12 protein-coding genes are annotated in these 14,556 nt (G+C 63.1%); 8 read left to right on the plus strand and 4 right to left on the minus strand.

Annotated features, from left to right (window positions below; genetic code table 11):
* Nucleotides 1-144 precede the first annotated feature (144 nt).
* Complete coding sequence (locus AB6802_RS29415; protein ID WP_371013725.1) at nt 145-1,566, minus strand: MFS transporter; 1,422 nt, start codon at nt 1,564-1,566, stop codon at nt 145-147.
* A gap of 212 nt (nt 1,567-1,778) precedes the next feature.
* Here AB6802_RS29415 and AB6802_RS29420 point away from each other — a divergent pair, with 212 nt between their 5' ends.
* The 5 genes from AB6802_RS29420 (at nt 1,779) to AB6802_RS29440 (ending at nt 5,148) form a co-directional block, all read left to right on the plus strand.
* Entirely contained in the window at nt 1,779-2,024 is a 246-nt protein-coding gene (locus AB6802_RS29420) for a type II toxin-antitoxin system Phd/YefM family antitoxin (protein WP_371013726.1), read from the plus strand.
* The gene (locus tag AB6802_RS29425) at nt 2,021-2,470 is read left to right on the plus strand and encodes a PIN domain-containing protein (protein WP_371013727.1); all 450 of its coding nucleotides are present in this window, start codon (nt 2,021-2,023) and stop codon (nt 2,468-2,470) included. Before AB6802_RS29420 ends, AB6802_RS29425 begins: the two co-directional genes overlap by 4 nt.
* A gap of 139 nt (nt 2,471-2,609) precedes the next feature.
* Nucleotides 2,610-4,112, plus strand: a complete 1,503-nt coding sequence (guaB, locus tag AB6802_RS29430) for an IMP dehydrogenase (protein ID WP_371013728.1) — start codon at nt 2,610-2,612, stop codon at nt 4,110-4,112.
* Entirely contained in the window at nt 4,063-4,701 is a 639-nt protein-coding gene (locus tag AB6802_RS29435; protein WP_371013729.1) for a hypothetical protein, read from the plus strand. The genes guaB and AB6802_RS29435 overlap by 50 nt, the downstream gene beginning before the upstream one ends.
* A gap of 27 nt (nt 4,702-4,728) precedes the next feature.
* A complete protein-coding gene (locus AB6802_RS29440; RefSeq protein WP_371013730.1) occupies nt 4,729-5,148 on the plus strand; it encodes an MAPEG family protein in 420 nt (139 codons plus the stop codon).
* Between the two features lie 3 nt (nt 5,149-5,151).
* Here AB6802_RS29440 and rnd read toward each other — a convergent pair whose 3' ends face one another.
* Together rnd and AB6802_RS29450 are read right to left on the minus strand one after the other, a co-directional pair.
* Nucleotides 5,152-6,303 carry a ribonuclease D gene (rnd, locus tag AB6802_RS29445; protein ID WP_371013731.1) on the minus strand — a complete coding sequence of 384 codons (1,152 nt, stop codon included), beginning with the start codon at nt 6,301-6,303 and terminating at the stop codon, nt 5,152-5,154.
* Nucleotides 6,304-6,426: 123 nt separating this feature from the next.
* Nucleotides 6,427-7,647 (minus strand): MFS transporter, encoded by a 1,221-nt coding sequence (locus tag AB6802_RS29450; RefSeq protein WP_371013732.1) that lies wholly within the window; start codon nt 7,645-7,647, stop codon nt 6,427-6,429.
* Nucleotides 7,648-7,757: 110 nt separating this feature from the next.
* Between AB6802_RS29450 and AB6802_RS29455 the strand changes: the two genes are divergently transcribed.
* Both AB6802_RS29455 and aspS read left to right on the plus strand, forming a co-directional pair.
* A complete protein-coding gene (locus AB6802_RS29455; protein WP_371013733.1) occupies nt 7,758-8,516 on the plus strand; it encodes a DeoR/GlpR family DNA-binding transcription regulator in 759 nt (252 codons plus the stop codon).
* A gap of 117 nt (nt 8,517-8,633) precedes the next feature.
* A complete protein-coding gene (gene aspS / locus AB6802_RS29460) occupies nt 8,634-10,424 on the plus strand; it encodes an aspartate--tRNA ligase (RefSeq protein WP_371013738.1) in 1,791 nt (596 codons plus the stop codon).
* A gap of 97 nt (nt 10,425-10,521) precedes the next feature.
* Here aspS and AB6802_RS29465 read toward each other — a convergent pair whose 3' ends face one another.
* On the minus strand, nt 10,522-11,712 hold the full coding sequence (locus AB6802_RS29465; RefSeq protein ID WP_371013734.1) for a hypothetical protein: 1,191 nt from the start codon (nt 11,710-11,712) through the stop codon (nt 10,522-10,524).
* 414 nt (nt 11,713-12,126) lie between these two features.
* Between AB6802_RS29465 and parC the strand changes: the two genes are divergently transcribed.
* Entirely contained in the window at nt 12,127-14,382 is a 2,256-nt protein-coding gene (gene parC, locus AB6802_RS29470) for a DNA topoisomerase IV subunit A (protein WP_371013735.1), read from the plus strand.
* The last annotated feature ends 174 nt before the right edge of the window (nt 14,383-14,556 follow it).

The following is a 14,556-nucleotide window of genomic DNA, read 5'->3' on the forward strand; positions in this document are numbered from 1 at the left end:
CGATATCCGTGGCGCCGATGTTGTACAGTGGGGCGTCGGCACGTCGCTCGCTATGTCTCAAAAATCCGAGAATTTCCGGCTAAAAACGCTTCGTCGAAATCCTTGATTTTCGGTCATAGCAAAGCGCCCGATCAGGCGGCCGCCCTATTTCCCCGCCGTTCCCATCGACTCCAGCGTCTTCGGCGTGGTCAGCTTGCCGTGGCCGGACACTGCGTTGCCGGCATCCGGCGCCAGCCGCATGAAGCTGAACGATGCCGCCGCCGACACTGCCGCGACGATGAAGAAGGCGATGTGGAAATCGCCGAGCGTCAGCCCTCCGCCATGGATCGACGTCGAGACTTCGAGGATGCCGCCGGCCAGCGCCACGCCGAGCGCGATCGACAATTGCTGGAACACCGCCGTGATCGGCGTCGCCTTGCTGGTGTCGGCGGCCGTGATGTCGGCATAGGACAGCGCGTTGACGCCGGTGAAGAACATCGAACGGATGAAGCCGCCGACCAGCAATATGGCCAGCATCAGCGCATAGGGTGTTTCGGGGGTGAACAGGCCGTAGATGGCGATCGAGGCGGCGGCGATCAGCGAGCCCCAGATCAGCACCCGGCGGAACCCGGCGAGCCGGAACAGCAGCGCGGTCACGAATTTCATGCCGATGGCGCCGATTGCCGAGACGAAGGTGATCATGCCGGACTGGAACGGCGTCAGGCCGAAACCGATCTGGAACATCAGCGGCAAAAGGAACGGCACCGCGCCGATGCCGATGCGAAACAGCGAGCCGCCGAGCACGGAGGCGCGAAACACCGGATTGCTGAACAGCTCCAGCGCCAGCAACGGGTTCTTGGCCCGGCGGGCATGCAGCAGATAGAGCACGCCGGAGATCACGCCGACCGCCACGGTGAGGAAACCGACCATCGGCGGCAAGGCGGGCAGGCTCACGACCGAAAGGCCGAAGACGACGCCGGAAGCCGCAAGGCCGCTGAGCACGAACCCCGGAAAGTCGAGCGGCGGCGTTTCGGCGGGGTCGGTTTGCGGCAGGAAGCGGGTTGCGAGCCAGATGCCGACCAGCCCGATCGGCACGTTGATCAGGAAGATCCAGTGCCAGGTGAAATAGGTGGTGATGAAGCCGCCGATCGGCGGGCCGACCAGCGGGCCGACCAGCGCCGGCACGGTCAGCCACGACATCGCCGCAACAAGCTCGCTCTTGGGCGTGGCGCGAACCAGCACCAGGCGCCCGACCGGCGTCATCATCGCGCCACCCATGCCTTGAAGGAAGCGCGACACGACGAAGGCCGGCAACGAATTGGATAAGGCACAGGCGACCGAGCCGGCGATGAAGACGGCGATCGCGGCGCGAAACACGTTCTTGGCGCCGAACCGGTCCGCCATCCAGCCGCTGATCGGAATGAAGATCGCCAGCGACACCAGATAGGCGGTCAGCGCCAGCTTCAGCGCGATCGGGCTGGTGTGGATATCGACAGCGATCGCCGGCAGCGAGGTCGCGATCACGGTCGAATCCATGTTCTCCATGAAAAGTGCGACCGCCAGTATGAGCGGGATGATGCGGTTCAACGGAACGCCCTGTGTTCGCGAATCTGGTGTCCGGTTTGGGAGCGATCGGGCACGTCCGGGCGGTTATCATGCCTTCGCCCGGGAGTCGCATTAAATTGCTGTCACTTTTGTGCGACCGCAACCACTGGTGGTCGTCACGATTTGCAACAGCTTGCCAAAAGCCATGACGATCACTATTGTAGTGAAAATTACTACTAATGGAGAGCGGTGTCATGGACGAAGCTGTTTCCGCCGCCGATGCCAATCGCAAGTTTTCTTCGATTCTTCGCGGTGTACGCGAAGGGCAGAGCTATGTCGTGACCAGCCACGGCCGGCCGGTAGCGCGGATCGTCCCTGCCGAAAAGAACGAAGGCGTGGCTTCTCGCTCACGAGCAACATTGCTGGCTCGTCTCGAACGGCAGCCGCTTATCGACGCCGAACGTTGGACCCGCGACGAACTCTATGAGGACGACCGGTGAAGGTCGCGCTCGATACCAATATCCTTGTCTATGCGGAGGGTGTGAATAGCGCGGAAAAACGCGACGCCGTTTTCGATCTTCTGCGCAATATTCCACCAGAGGCGGCAATCGTTCCGGTTCAGGTTTTGGGTGAGTTGTTCAATGTGCTTGTGCGCAAGGCCGGACGATCGCCTGGGGATGCCCGGGAAGCGCTCCTGAGTTGGCGCGACGCATTTCCGGTCATTGGAACGACGCCCGAAGTGATGATGATGGCGGTAGATCTGGCCGCGGACCACCGTCTTGGTATTTGGGACGCGGTCATCCTCTCGACGGCCTCGCGATCGGGTTGCCGTTTGCTCCTGTCGGAGGATTTGCAACACGGCTTCACCTGGGGCGGCGTCACTGTCGTCAATCCTTTTGCTTCACCGCGCCATGAGTTGCTCGACGACCTCCTGGGTGCGGAATGAGAAGCTGAAGCCCCACGCAACGATCGGCTTTTCATCCGCCGCCGGACGTGGTACCAGCCAGCGCCAATCCTGAAAGGGAAGAAACGAGTCGGCGCTGTCCATCGCGGTCCAGCGCTTTTTTGTATTCCGAGGGCTGGCCATGTCAAAAATCATCGAAACGTCCACCGGCGCGCTGGCGCTGACCTTTGACGACGTGCTGTTGCAGCCCGGCCATTCCGAGGTCATGCCAGGCGAAACCGACATCCGCACGCGCATCGCCGGCGATATCGACCTCAACGTCCCGATCCTGTCGGCCGCCATGGATACCGTCACCGAGGCGCGGCTGGCGATCGCCATGGCGCAGGCCGGCGGCATCGGCGTCATCCACCGCAACCTCACGCCGGTCGAGCAGGCCGAGCAGGTTCGGCAGGTGAAGAAATTCGAATCCGGCATGGTGGTGAACCCGGTCACCATCGGTCCGGATGCCACGCTCGCCGACGCTCTGTCGCTGATGCGCACCTATTCGATCTCGGGCATTCCGGTAGTCGAGAATGGCGGCGCCGGCGGCCACACGGCCGGCCGTCTCGTCGGCATCCTCACCAACCGCGACGTGCGCTTCGCCTCCGATCCGTCTCAAAAAGTCTACGAGCTGATGACGCGTGAGAACCTGATCACGGTCAAGGAGAATGTCGACCAGGACGAGGCCAAGCGGCTGCTGCATCAGCACCGCATCGAGAAGCTGGTGGTGGTCGACAAGAGGGGCAATTGCGTCGGCCTGATCACCGTCAAGGACATCGAGAAGTCGCAGCTCAACCCGCATGCCACCAAGGACGCGCAAGGGCGGTTGCGCGCCGCCGCCGCCACCAGCGTCGGCGATGACGGTTTCGAGCGAGCCGAGCGCCTGATCGACGCCGGCGTCGACCTTCTCGTCATCGACACCGCGCACGGCCATTCGCAGCGCGTGCTGGATGCCGTGGCGCGGGCAAAGAAACTGTCCAATTCGGTGCGTATCCTGGCTGGCAACGTCGCCACCGCCGACGGCACGAAGGCGCTGATCGATGCCGGCGCGGATGCCGTCAAGGTTGGCATCGGCCCGGGCTCGATCTGCACCACGCGCATCGTCGCCGGCGTCGGCGTGCCGCAGCTTTCGGCTATCATGTCGGCAGTGGAGACCGCGCATAAGGTCGGCGTCAGCGTCATCGCCGACGGCGGCATCAAATATTCGGGCGATCTCGCCAAGGCGCTTGCCGCCGGCGCGAGCGCCGCCATGATCGGTTCGCTGCTTGCCGGCACCGACGAAAGCCCGGGAGAGGTCTATCTGCATCAGGGCCGCTCCTTCAAGGCTTATCGGGGGATGGGCTCGGTCGGCGCCATGGCGCGCGGCTCGGCCGACCGTTACTTCCAGGCCGAGGTCCGCGACACGCTGAAACTGGTCCCGGAAGGCATTGAGGGGCAGGTTCCTTACAAAGGACCTGTGTCTGGAGTGCTGCACCAGCTTGCGGGCGGGCTGAAAGCCGCTATGGGTTATGTCGGTGGTCGCGACCTTGCCGATTTCCGCGAACGCGCCACCTTTGTGCGCATATCCAACGCCGGACTTCGTGAAAGCCACGCCCATGACGTCACGATCACCCGCGAAAGCCCGAACTATCCGGGCGGACTTTGATCAGGACACCGCGCCCGACCGTCAGGGGCTGTGGCGCGGCCTGAGTTTTGCGGTGCTGCGCCTGTCGCGGCATGCGGCAGCGCTTTCCTTTGCGTCGTTCGCCGTTTTCCTGGCCATGAACGCGCTGGAGTTCTTCTATTTCCGCCATTTGAGCGGCGGATTGGCTTCGCTCGACATGCGCATTACCGGTTTCACGCCGGATGAAGGCATGGAGTGGCTCAACGCGCTCGGCCGGCGCGGCGGCGAGATCATCATCGTCTGGCACTATCTGACCTTCGACCTTTTGTTTCCGGCGCTGCTGTCGCTGACTTTGGCCAGCTTGATCCTCGCGCTCGGTCGCCGGCTCAGCACCTTCCGCGCCTGGCCGGTGGAGGTGCAGGCGCTGTTTTCGCTGGTGCTGGTGCTGCCCTATACGATCGCCGACTATGCGCAGAACCTCGCCGTGGCGCGGCTGCTGTCCGACTTCCAGTCGGCCAATCCCGATTCACTCGCCTTTGCCTCGACCCTGATCGTGATCAAATTCGCGCTGCTGGCGATCCCGATCTTCGTCGTCGCCGCGTTCGCGCTGGCCGCGCAGCGGCGGCGCTGAACCGGGCAGCGGGCGGCAGGGGGAGCTATGCATCAGACCGCAATCTTCTGGCCGATGCTCGCCCATGTGCTGCTGGTCTATATCGTTTATCTGGTGATGTTTCATCGGCGCTACGGCGCCATAAAGTCGGGCGAGGCCAAGGTCAGCGCCTACAAGGTGCGCTCCACCGAACCGGCGTCCAGCGTTACCGTCGCCAACAATCTGATCAACCAGTTCGAGCTGCCGGTTCTGTTTCACATTCTATGCCTGGCGCTGTTCGTCACCAACGGCGTCAACTATCTGACGCTGCTGCTGATGTGGCTCTTCATAGTGACACGCTATGTGCACGCATGGGTGCACCTCAGCAGAAACTATGTGCTGCATCGCAGCCGCATGTTTTTCCTCGGCGCGGGCATATTGCTTATTGCTTGGATCTGGTTCGCGTTCCACCTGCTCGCGGTGGTGTGAGCGCTACAGTTCGAACACGGCGATCTTGCGCTTGTCGAACTTGATGCCGATTTCACCGCGCACGAGCTTCAGCGCCCTTTCGCCGAACACGGCGCGCCGCCAGCCTTGCAGCGCCGGCACGTCGGCTTCCTCGCCCTCGGCCGCGATGCGGTCGATATCGTCGCTGGAGGCGAGCACCTTTGTGGCGACGCCTTCGTTCTCGGCGACGATCCTGAGCAGCACCTTGAGCAATTCCGCCGCTGCGCTCGAGCCTTCGGGCGGCTGCACGCTTTTCGGCAGCTTCGGCATCTCGTCCTTCGGCAAGGCAAGGGCTGCGTTGACGGCGCCAAGCAAAGCCGTCGCGGTCGCCGAGCGTTCCCAGCCTTTCGGCGTGGTGCGCAATTTGCCGAGCGCCGCCGTGTCGCGCGGCGCCTGCTGGGCGATCTCGTAGATCGCGTCGTCCTTCAGCACACGGCCGCGCGGCACGTCGCGTTCGCGCGCCTCGCGTTCGCGCCAGGCGGCCACCGCCTGCACGATCGCCAGTTCCTGCGGCTTGCGCAGCCGCATCTTCAACCGCTTCCAGGCATCCTCGGGATGTGGATCGTAAGTCTCGCGGGAGGTGAGGACATCCATCTCCTCGTTCAGCCAATGCGCGCGGTCCTCGCGCTTCAACTCGGCGCTGAGGTGCTCGTAGACCTCGATCAGATGGGTGACGTCGGCAAGCGCGTATTCAAGCTGCTTGTCGGAAAGCGGCCGATGCCGCCAGTCGGTGAAGCGTGATGATTTGTCGAGCCGGGCACCGGTGACTTTCTGGACGAGCTGGTCATAGGACACGCTGTCGCCGAAGCCGCAGACCATCGCCGCCACTTGGGTGTCGAAGACCGGGTGCGGCACCAGATTGCCGAGATGGACGATGATTTCGATGTCTTGGCGCGCGGCGTGGAAGACCTTCAGCACCGCTTCATTGGCCATCAGGCGGAAGAACGGCTTCAGGTCGATGCCCGGCGACAGCGGATCGATGAGCGCCTCGATCCCGGGCGCGGCGATCTGGATCAGGCAAAGGATCGGCCAGAAGGTCGTCTCACGAATGAATTCGGTGTCGACGGTGACGAATTCCGACTTTTCGAACGCCGCGATGACGCGCTCAAGTTCTTCTTGGGTGGTGATGACCTGCATCAAATCGCTTTTGGCACACTATTAGGTCCCTTTCAATTTCAGCCGCGCGCACTTTCGTCAAGCGCCGTAGCGCCGTCACGCACTGCTACGTCCGCAAGATTGCGACAATTCGGATAAAGTCGCTCAGACTTCACCGGCCGATGCCGCTGCTTTCGGCTTGAAAGGGGCCGGTGTGCCGCCAGGCGCCGCAGCCGGCACGCGTCGACCAAGCGCGCCGGCGGCGGCGAGGCTCAGCACGATGAACGGGATGCCGATGCCAAAGGCCGAGCGGATGCCCCAGTGGTCGGACACGAAGCCGAGCAGCGGCGGCCCGAGCAGGAAGGCGACGAAGGAGATCTGCGACAGGGCGGCGACGTTGATCGCCGCCGCGCGGTCCGTCCGCTGCGCCGCGGCCGAGATCGCCAGCGGGAAGATGGCGCTGCAGCCGATGCCCATCAGGGCAAAGCCCAGCATCGATAGGATCGGCAGCGGCGAGAAGAAGACGATGAAGACGCCGGCCGCCATCGTCACCAGAAGCACGCGCGCCACGCCGGCCGGCGAATGGCGGTCGACAAAGCTGTCGGCGAAGAAGCGCATCGCCGCTTGCGAGAAGGCAAACAGCGCCACCGTGAAGCCGGCGACGAGCGGGCCGGATTCGAAGACGGTGCGCATGTAGATCGCCGACCAGTCCATGCTGGCGCCTTCCATCAGCATGGCTGAAAGCGTCACCGCGACGAGGATGAGGATCGGCAGCGTCGGCCGCGCGAACTTCGGCTGCTTCTCGCTCGCGGCCGCGAAGCGGGCGGGCGCCGGCTGGAAGTCGCCGAGAAACAGCGCCATCGCGATCGCCACTACCGGCGCGACCAGCGCCAGATGCAGCTGTGGCGACAGGCCGAGATGCGCCACGGCGCCGCCGAACACCCCGGCGCCGAAAAAGCCGATGCTCCAGAACGAATGCGCGCGGTTCATGATGCGGCGCTGCAGCAGGAACTCGGTCCTGTCGGCCTCGACATTCAAGATGATCTCGATGCTGCCGATCATCAGCCCGACCGGAAGCAGCATCAGGAAAAGTGCTGCCGGCCCTGTCGCGTGCACCGCGATCGCATAGGCCAAGGCCAGCAAGGGAACGAGCCATAGCAGCGCGCGGCGGAAGCCGACGCGTTCCAGGATCGGCGTCGCCAGCGTCAGCGCGATCAAGGTCCCGATCGGCGTGCCGATCAGCGCCAGCCCAAGCGTGCCGTCCTCGATCTCCATGGCGTGTTTGATGTCGGGCAGGCGAGGGAAGATGTTGCCCAAGGCGAAGGCATAGATCGCGAAGCCGGCATAGACGCGGTGCTGAGGAGCGAGATCGAGGCCAAAGGTCATTGCGCATTTCCATAACAGGCCGACGGCGTCATAGCCGATCGTTCACGATTCCGTTTCTTGCATGAACGTGCAAAACATGCAAGAACATGCACAAAGAAATAGGATCATGCATGTTAACGGAAGAACGGCAGCAACTTATTCGCGACCAGCTGGCAGCAGACGGAAGGGTTTTGGCCGGCGATCTGGCCAGCCGCTTCGGCGTCTCGGAAGACACCGTGCGCCGCGACCTGCGCGAGCTTGCCAAGGCCGGGCAACTGCGCCGCGTCTATGGCGGCGCGGTGGCCTCGGCGCCTTTTGCCGCGGCGACGCTCAATCAGCGCAGCGGGTATGCGGTCGAGGAGAAGCTGCGCCTGGCAAAGGCGTCGGTGGGACTGCTTGAGAAGGGCCAATCGCTGTTCATCGATGGCGGCACGACCAACGAGGCGATCGCCCGCGCCATCCCGCGCGATATCGAGCTGACCGTGGCCACCAATTCGCTGGGCGTCGCATCGGCTCTTGCCGGCTTGCCGCGGGTCGAGCTGATCGTGCTCGGCGGATGCTATAGGCCCGATCTCGGCACCTGTGTCGGCGGCGATACGCTTGCCGCTGTGGCGCAGCTTGGCGCCGATCTGTTCTTTCTCGGCTCCTGCGGCCTGGATATTGCGCGCGGCATCACGGCTTTCGATTCGGCCGAAGCCGAAGTGAAGCGCGCCATGGCCAGGAACAGCGCCGGCATCGTCATCACTGTTACCAACGACAAGCTCGCGACGGCGGCGCCGTACCGGATCGCCGGTTCCGAGGCAATCCGTCATCTGGTGGTGGAAAAGACCGCGCCCGCCGCCATCCTCGCCGATTTCGAACGCCAGGGCGCCGAAATACGCTTCGCCTGATTGCGGACACGACACCCCGACCTGTCCGCTTGCCTTGACAAAGCCGGTCTCCCATGCGCTTTTCGCGCCAATTTTCGACCGGGCTTGGCCCGCAATTTCCGGACTTCCATCATGACCATGCATCGTTACCGCAGCCATACCTGTGCCCAGTTGCGCAAGAGCGACGTCGGCAATTCCGTTCGCTTGTCGGGCTGGGTGCATCGGGTGCGCGATCATGGCGGGCTGCTCTTCATCGACCTGCGCGACAATTATGGCCTGACCCAGATCGTCGCCGATCCGGATTCCCCCGCCTTCAAGGTTGCCGAGACCGTGCGTGGCGAGTGGGTCATTCGTGTCGACGGCGAGGTCAAGGCGCGCTTGCCGGAGACCACGAACGCCAACCTGCCGACCGGCGAGATCGAGATATTCGCCCGCGAGATCGAGGTGCTGTCGGCGGCCAAGGAATTGCCGTTGCCGGTGTTCGGCGAGCCGGATTATCCTGAGGACATCCGGCTGAAATACCGTTTCCTGGACCTGCGCCGCGAGACGCTGCACAAGAACATCATTGCGCGGACGAAGATCATCGCCGAAATGCGCAAGCGCATGACCGATGTCGGCTTCACCGAATTCTCGACGCCGATCCTGACGGCCTCCTCGCCGGAAGGCGCGCGCGACTTCCTGGTGCCGTCGCGCATCCATCCCGGCACCTTCTACGCGCTGCCGCAGGCGCCGCAGCAGTACAAGCAGCTGATCATGGTGTCGGGCTTCGACCGCTATTTCCAGATCGCGCCCTGCTTCCGCGACGAGGATCCGCGCGCCGACCGTCTGCCCGGCGAATTCTACCAGCTCGACCTCGAAATGAGCTTCGTCGAGCAGGATGACGTGCTGTCGACCATGGAACCGGTGATGCGGGGCGTGTTCGAGACTTTCGCCAACGGCAAGCCGGTGACACAGAAATTCCAGCGCATTCCCTATGATGTCGCCATGCGCAAATACGGCTCCGACAAGCCGGACCTGCGCAACCCGATCGAGATGCAGGCCGTCTCCGATCATTTTCGCGATTCCGGCTTCAAGGTCTTCGCCAACATCCTCGCCAATGATTCCAAGGCCGAGGTGTGGGGCATTCCGGCCAAGACCGGCGGCAGCCGCGCCTTCTGCGACCGTATGAACTCGTGGGCGCAGGGCGAGGGCCAGCCGGGCTTGGGCTACATCTTCTGGCGCAAGGAGGGCGACAAGCTTGAAGGCGCCGGTCCGCTTGCCAAGAACATCGGCGAGGAGCGCACCGAGGCGATCCGCCAGCAGCTCGGCCTTGCCGATGGCGACGCCGCTTTCTTTGTTGCCGGCGATCCGAAGAAGTTCGTCAACTTCGCGGGCGCCGCGCGCACGCGCGCCGGTGAAGAGCTGAATCTCGTCGACCGCGAGCGTTTTGAACTGTGCTGGATCGTCGACTTCCCGTTCTTCGAATGGAACGAGGACGAGAAGAAGATCGACTTTGCCCACAACCCGTTCTCGATGCCGCAGGGCGGCATCGATGCGCTGAACGGCGAGGAGCCGCTCGGCATCAAGGCGTTCCAGTACGACATGGTCTGCAACGGTTTTGAGATCGCCTCCGGCGGCATCCGCAACCATCTGCCCGAAACCATGGTCAAGGCCTTTGAGATGGTCGGTCTCGACCGCGCGACGGTGGAAGAACGCTTCGGCGGCCTCTACCGCGCCTTCCAGTACGGCGCGCCGCCGCATGGCGGCATGGCCGCCGGCGTCGACCGTGTCGTCATGCTGTTGGTCGGGGCGAAAAACCTGCGCGAGATCACCATGTTCCCGATGAACCAGCAGGCCTACGACCTGTTGATGAACGCGCCATCGGAAGCCACGCCGCAGCAACTGCGTGACCTGTCGCTGCGCGTTGCGGTGGCCAAGAAGGAAGGCTAGGAATTTTAGCCAACCTTCTCTTTTCGCTCGAAGAATCGACCTCAACAAAAAAGCCCGGCATCGCTGCCGGGCTTTTCGTTTGGAACGTTTCGTTCAATCAATCCTGGTTCGCCTTGACCTTGACGCCGAGCGTCTTGGGCAGGTCGAGCGGGTTGGACATGGCGCCGGCCATGATCAGCGCGAACGGCACCGCCGCCGCCGGCTCGGCCGAGATCTCGAGGCTCTTCGGGTCGTCGAGGAAGGTGTTGACGGCCGTCGACACCTCAGCCGTCAGTTCCGGATTGTTGAGCTGCGCCATGCCGAACGGCACGATCGCCTTGGCCTGGTTGGCAACATCCTTGGCCGCCATGCCTTGCTGCTTGCCGACATAGTCCAGCACCTTGCCGGTCAGCGAATCGTCGTCGTAGCGGATCGAGGCGCTGTTGAAGGAAAGCTGCTGCAGCAGGCCAAGCATGGCCATGCCCTGCGCTGATTTGTCGGCGCCTTCCGGCTGCGCGGCCAGCTGCTTCTGCATGGCCTGCATCGACTTCACGAAATCGACCGTGTAGCCGCCGAGGTCGAAGGTCATGCCCAGCGTGCCGGCATTGTCGACCGAGATATCATATTTCGACAGCTCGAGCTTGCCGTCGGTCGGCTGCCAGGATCCCGCCATATCGAGCTTGCCCGAGATGTTCTGATAGCCGAGCGCCTCGATCGCTTCCTTCGACTTCGCATCGTCGACCAGCGACAGGTCGCCCGTGAACTTCTCGGTGGTCAGGGTAAAGTCCATCGCCTTGCCGTCGGCGGGTGGCGTGATCTGCACATCGAGCCCGTCCATCGTGAAAGCGGTCTTGTCGCCGGCCTTGACGGTCATGTTGGCGAGCTCGGCCGACTTATACATCATGATAGAGGCGAGCGGGTCGGTGGCGCCCTCGGCCGGGACCTTCATGTCGTGGATAATGAAGGGGCTGAGATCCAGCGTCACGCCGTCCTTGCTGTGTTCGAAAGCCGAGGTCGAGACGGTCGCGATGTCGAAACCGCCATTGGCCTCGGTGACGCCTTCCAGTTTGACGTCGCCGATCGTCAGCGCTTCCTTCTCGGAAGCCGGCTTGATGGCCACGCCCTGCAGTGTCAGGTTGGAATCGTCGCCCGAGACGCCGGTCCAGGAAATGTCGACACCCTGGGCGGCAAGCGAAGCCTTGACGCGCTCGGCCACCGCCGGATCGGCGGCGAAAGCGGCATTGAGCGGCAGCGTCAGCAGAAAGGTCGAAAAAGCCAGTTTCTTGAAGGTCGAGCGTTGGATCGTCATGGGAGTTTCCCTGTTCTGATTGCTATGAAAATTGTTTTGAAACCTGCCGCATCACCATTCCGTGACGAACGGGACGGGAAAAAGGCATTTCCCACCCCATTTGTCGAAAACGGCGATGAAAAGCAAACCGAGGTCGGCAGGCATTGCCCGATGCGGTGAATTTCTCATGAAAGCAGCAGCTTTCCTCCGCCAGCGCGTTGCATGCCAGATAGAGGCCGCATGTAACAGATTGATGTTGGCCGGCACTGCCCCGTCGCCGATCCTTGTTGCACATCGCCGGCAAACTGGAGTGTTCACCTTTTCGCTTCCGTGAAATGCTTCACAGCGTTGATTTGGTGCGCATTTGCGCTCTCTTGGCCGTGGATTTCCAAGCCGGCGCTTGCCGCGAATCACCCGCTCGGCTAGTCCAGCCCGATGGGAAAAAGGCTTGTGCCGCCGCCGGACAATGGCGGCGGTGATCACATCGAACCGGTCGACCTCAAAGAGGCGCTCGAGAAGCGCTATCTCGCTTATGCGCTGTCGACCATCATGCATCGGGCACTGCCGGATGTGCGCGACGGGCTGAAACCGGTCCATCGCCGCATCATGCACGCCATGCGGCTGCTCAGGCTCAACCCCGACCAGGGCTTTGCCAAATGCGCCCGCATCGTCGGCGACGTGATGGGCAAGTTCCATCCGCATGGCGACCAGTCGATCTATGACGCGCTGGTCCGCCTCGCGCAGGAATTCTCGATGCGCTACCCGCTGGTCGACGGGCAGGGCAATTTCGGCAATATCGACGGCGATAACGCAGCCGCCATGCGCTACACCGAAGCGCGCATGACCGAGGTGGCGAGCGAATTGCTGGCCGGCATCACCGAGGATGCCGTCGATTTTCGGCCGACCTACAACGAAGAGGACGAGGAGCCGTCCGTTCTCCCGGGCGCCTTTCCCAATCTGCTCGCCAACGGCTCGTCGGGCATCGCCGTCGGCATGGCCACCTCCATTCCGCCGCACAACGCGGCCGAGCTTTGCGACGCGGCGCTGCATCTGATCGAACAGCCGGACGCGCCGGTGGCCAAGCTGATGGAGTTCGTCCAGGGGCCGGATTTCCCGACCGGCGGCATCATCGTCGACAGCCGCGCATCGATCCTGGAAGCCTATGAGACCGGCCGCGGCGGGTTCCGCGTGCGCGCCAAATGGGGCCAGGAAGACCAGGGCAGGGGCACCTGGAGCATCGTCGTCACCGAAATCCCCTATGGCATCCAGAAAGCCCGTCTGATCGAGAAGATCGCCGAGCTGCTGATCGCTCGCAAACTGCCGCTGCTCGAGGATGTCCGCGACGAGAGCGCCGAGGACATCCGCATCGTGCTGGTGCCGAAGAGTCGGGCCGTCGATCCGGGCATCCTGATGGAATCGCTGTTCAAGCTGACGGAGCTCGAAAGCCGTTTCCCGCTCAACATGAATGTCCTGTCGCGCGGCAAGGTGCCGAACGTCCTGTCGCTGAAGGGCGTGCTGAAGGAGTGGCTCGACCATCGCCGTGACGTCTTGATCCGTCGTTCGAAGTATCGGCTGGGCGAGATCGAGAAGCGGCTGGAAATCCTCGCCGGTTACCTGATCGCCTACCTCAACATCGACGAGGTCATCAGGATCATCCGCGAGGAGGATGAGCCCAAGCAGGTGATGATGGCCCGCTGGTCGCTCACCGACAACCAGGCCGAAGCCATCCTCAACATGCGGCTGCGGGCTCTGCGCAAGCTCGAAGAATTCGAGATCCGCAAGGAATTCGATGGCCTCACCGCCGAGAAGAAGCAGATCGAGGCGCTGCTGGCCTCGGACGCCAAGCAATGGTCGACGATCAAGTGGGAAGTCACCCAGGTCCGTGACAAGTTCGGTCCCGAGACCGAGCTCGGCAAGCGCCGCACCCAGTTCGCCGACGCGCCCGAGCATGATCTCACCGACATCGCGCACGCCATGATCGAGCGCGAGCCGGTCACCGTCGTGGTGTCGGAAAAGGGCTGGCTGCGCGCCATGAAGGGCCACCTGACAGACTATGCGCAGCTTGCCTTCAAGGAAGGCGACAGCCTGAAGCTCGCCTTCCATGCCCAGACCACGGACAAGATCCTGGTCTTCACCACCGGCGGCAAGTTCTACACCATCGGCGCCGACCGGCTGCCGGGCGGCCGCGGCCATGGCGAGCCGATCCGCATCATCGTCGACATGGAAAACGACCAGGATATCGTGACGGCCTTTGTCCATGATCCGAAGCGCAAGCTGCTGCTCGTCTCCTACGACGCCAACGGCTTCGTCGTTTCGGAAGAGGAGGTCGTCGCTAACACCCGCAAGGGCAAGCAGGTGATGAACGTCAAGGCGCCGGACGAGGCCAAGCGCTGCCTTCCGGTCGAGGGCGACCACCTCGCCATCGTCGGCGAGAACCGCAAGATGCTGGTTTTTCCGCTCGGCGAAATCCCCGAAATGGCGCGCGGCAAGGGCGTGCGCCTGCAGAAATACAAGGACGGCGGCGTGCTCGACCTGAAGACCTTCACGATTGCAGCGGGTCTGTCCTGGCAGGACTCGGCCGACCGCACCTTTACCCGTTCGCGCGAGGAACTCGCCGAATGGATCGGCGCGCGCGCCGCCGCCGGCCGCATGGTGCCGAAGGGTTTCCCGCGGACGGGCAAATTTGGGTAGCGCGGCCTTTTCCTTCTCCCCTTGCGGGAGAAGCGCAACCATTAGCTCAGGCGGTGTGGTTTGCTGGCGGACTTTTGCTCCACGGAGTGCCGCGTTTGACGACGGCGTTGGCGAAGATGAGGAGCTTTCTGACACAGGCGATGATGGCTTTCCTGTGAGCCTTGCCGTTGTTCG

Origin of the sequence: Mesorhizobium sp. RCC_202 (assembly GCF_041355295.1) — a bacterium.
Classification (GTDB): Bacteria; Pseudomonadota; Alphaproteobacteria; order Rhizobiales; family Rhizobiaceae; genus Mesorhizobium.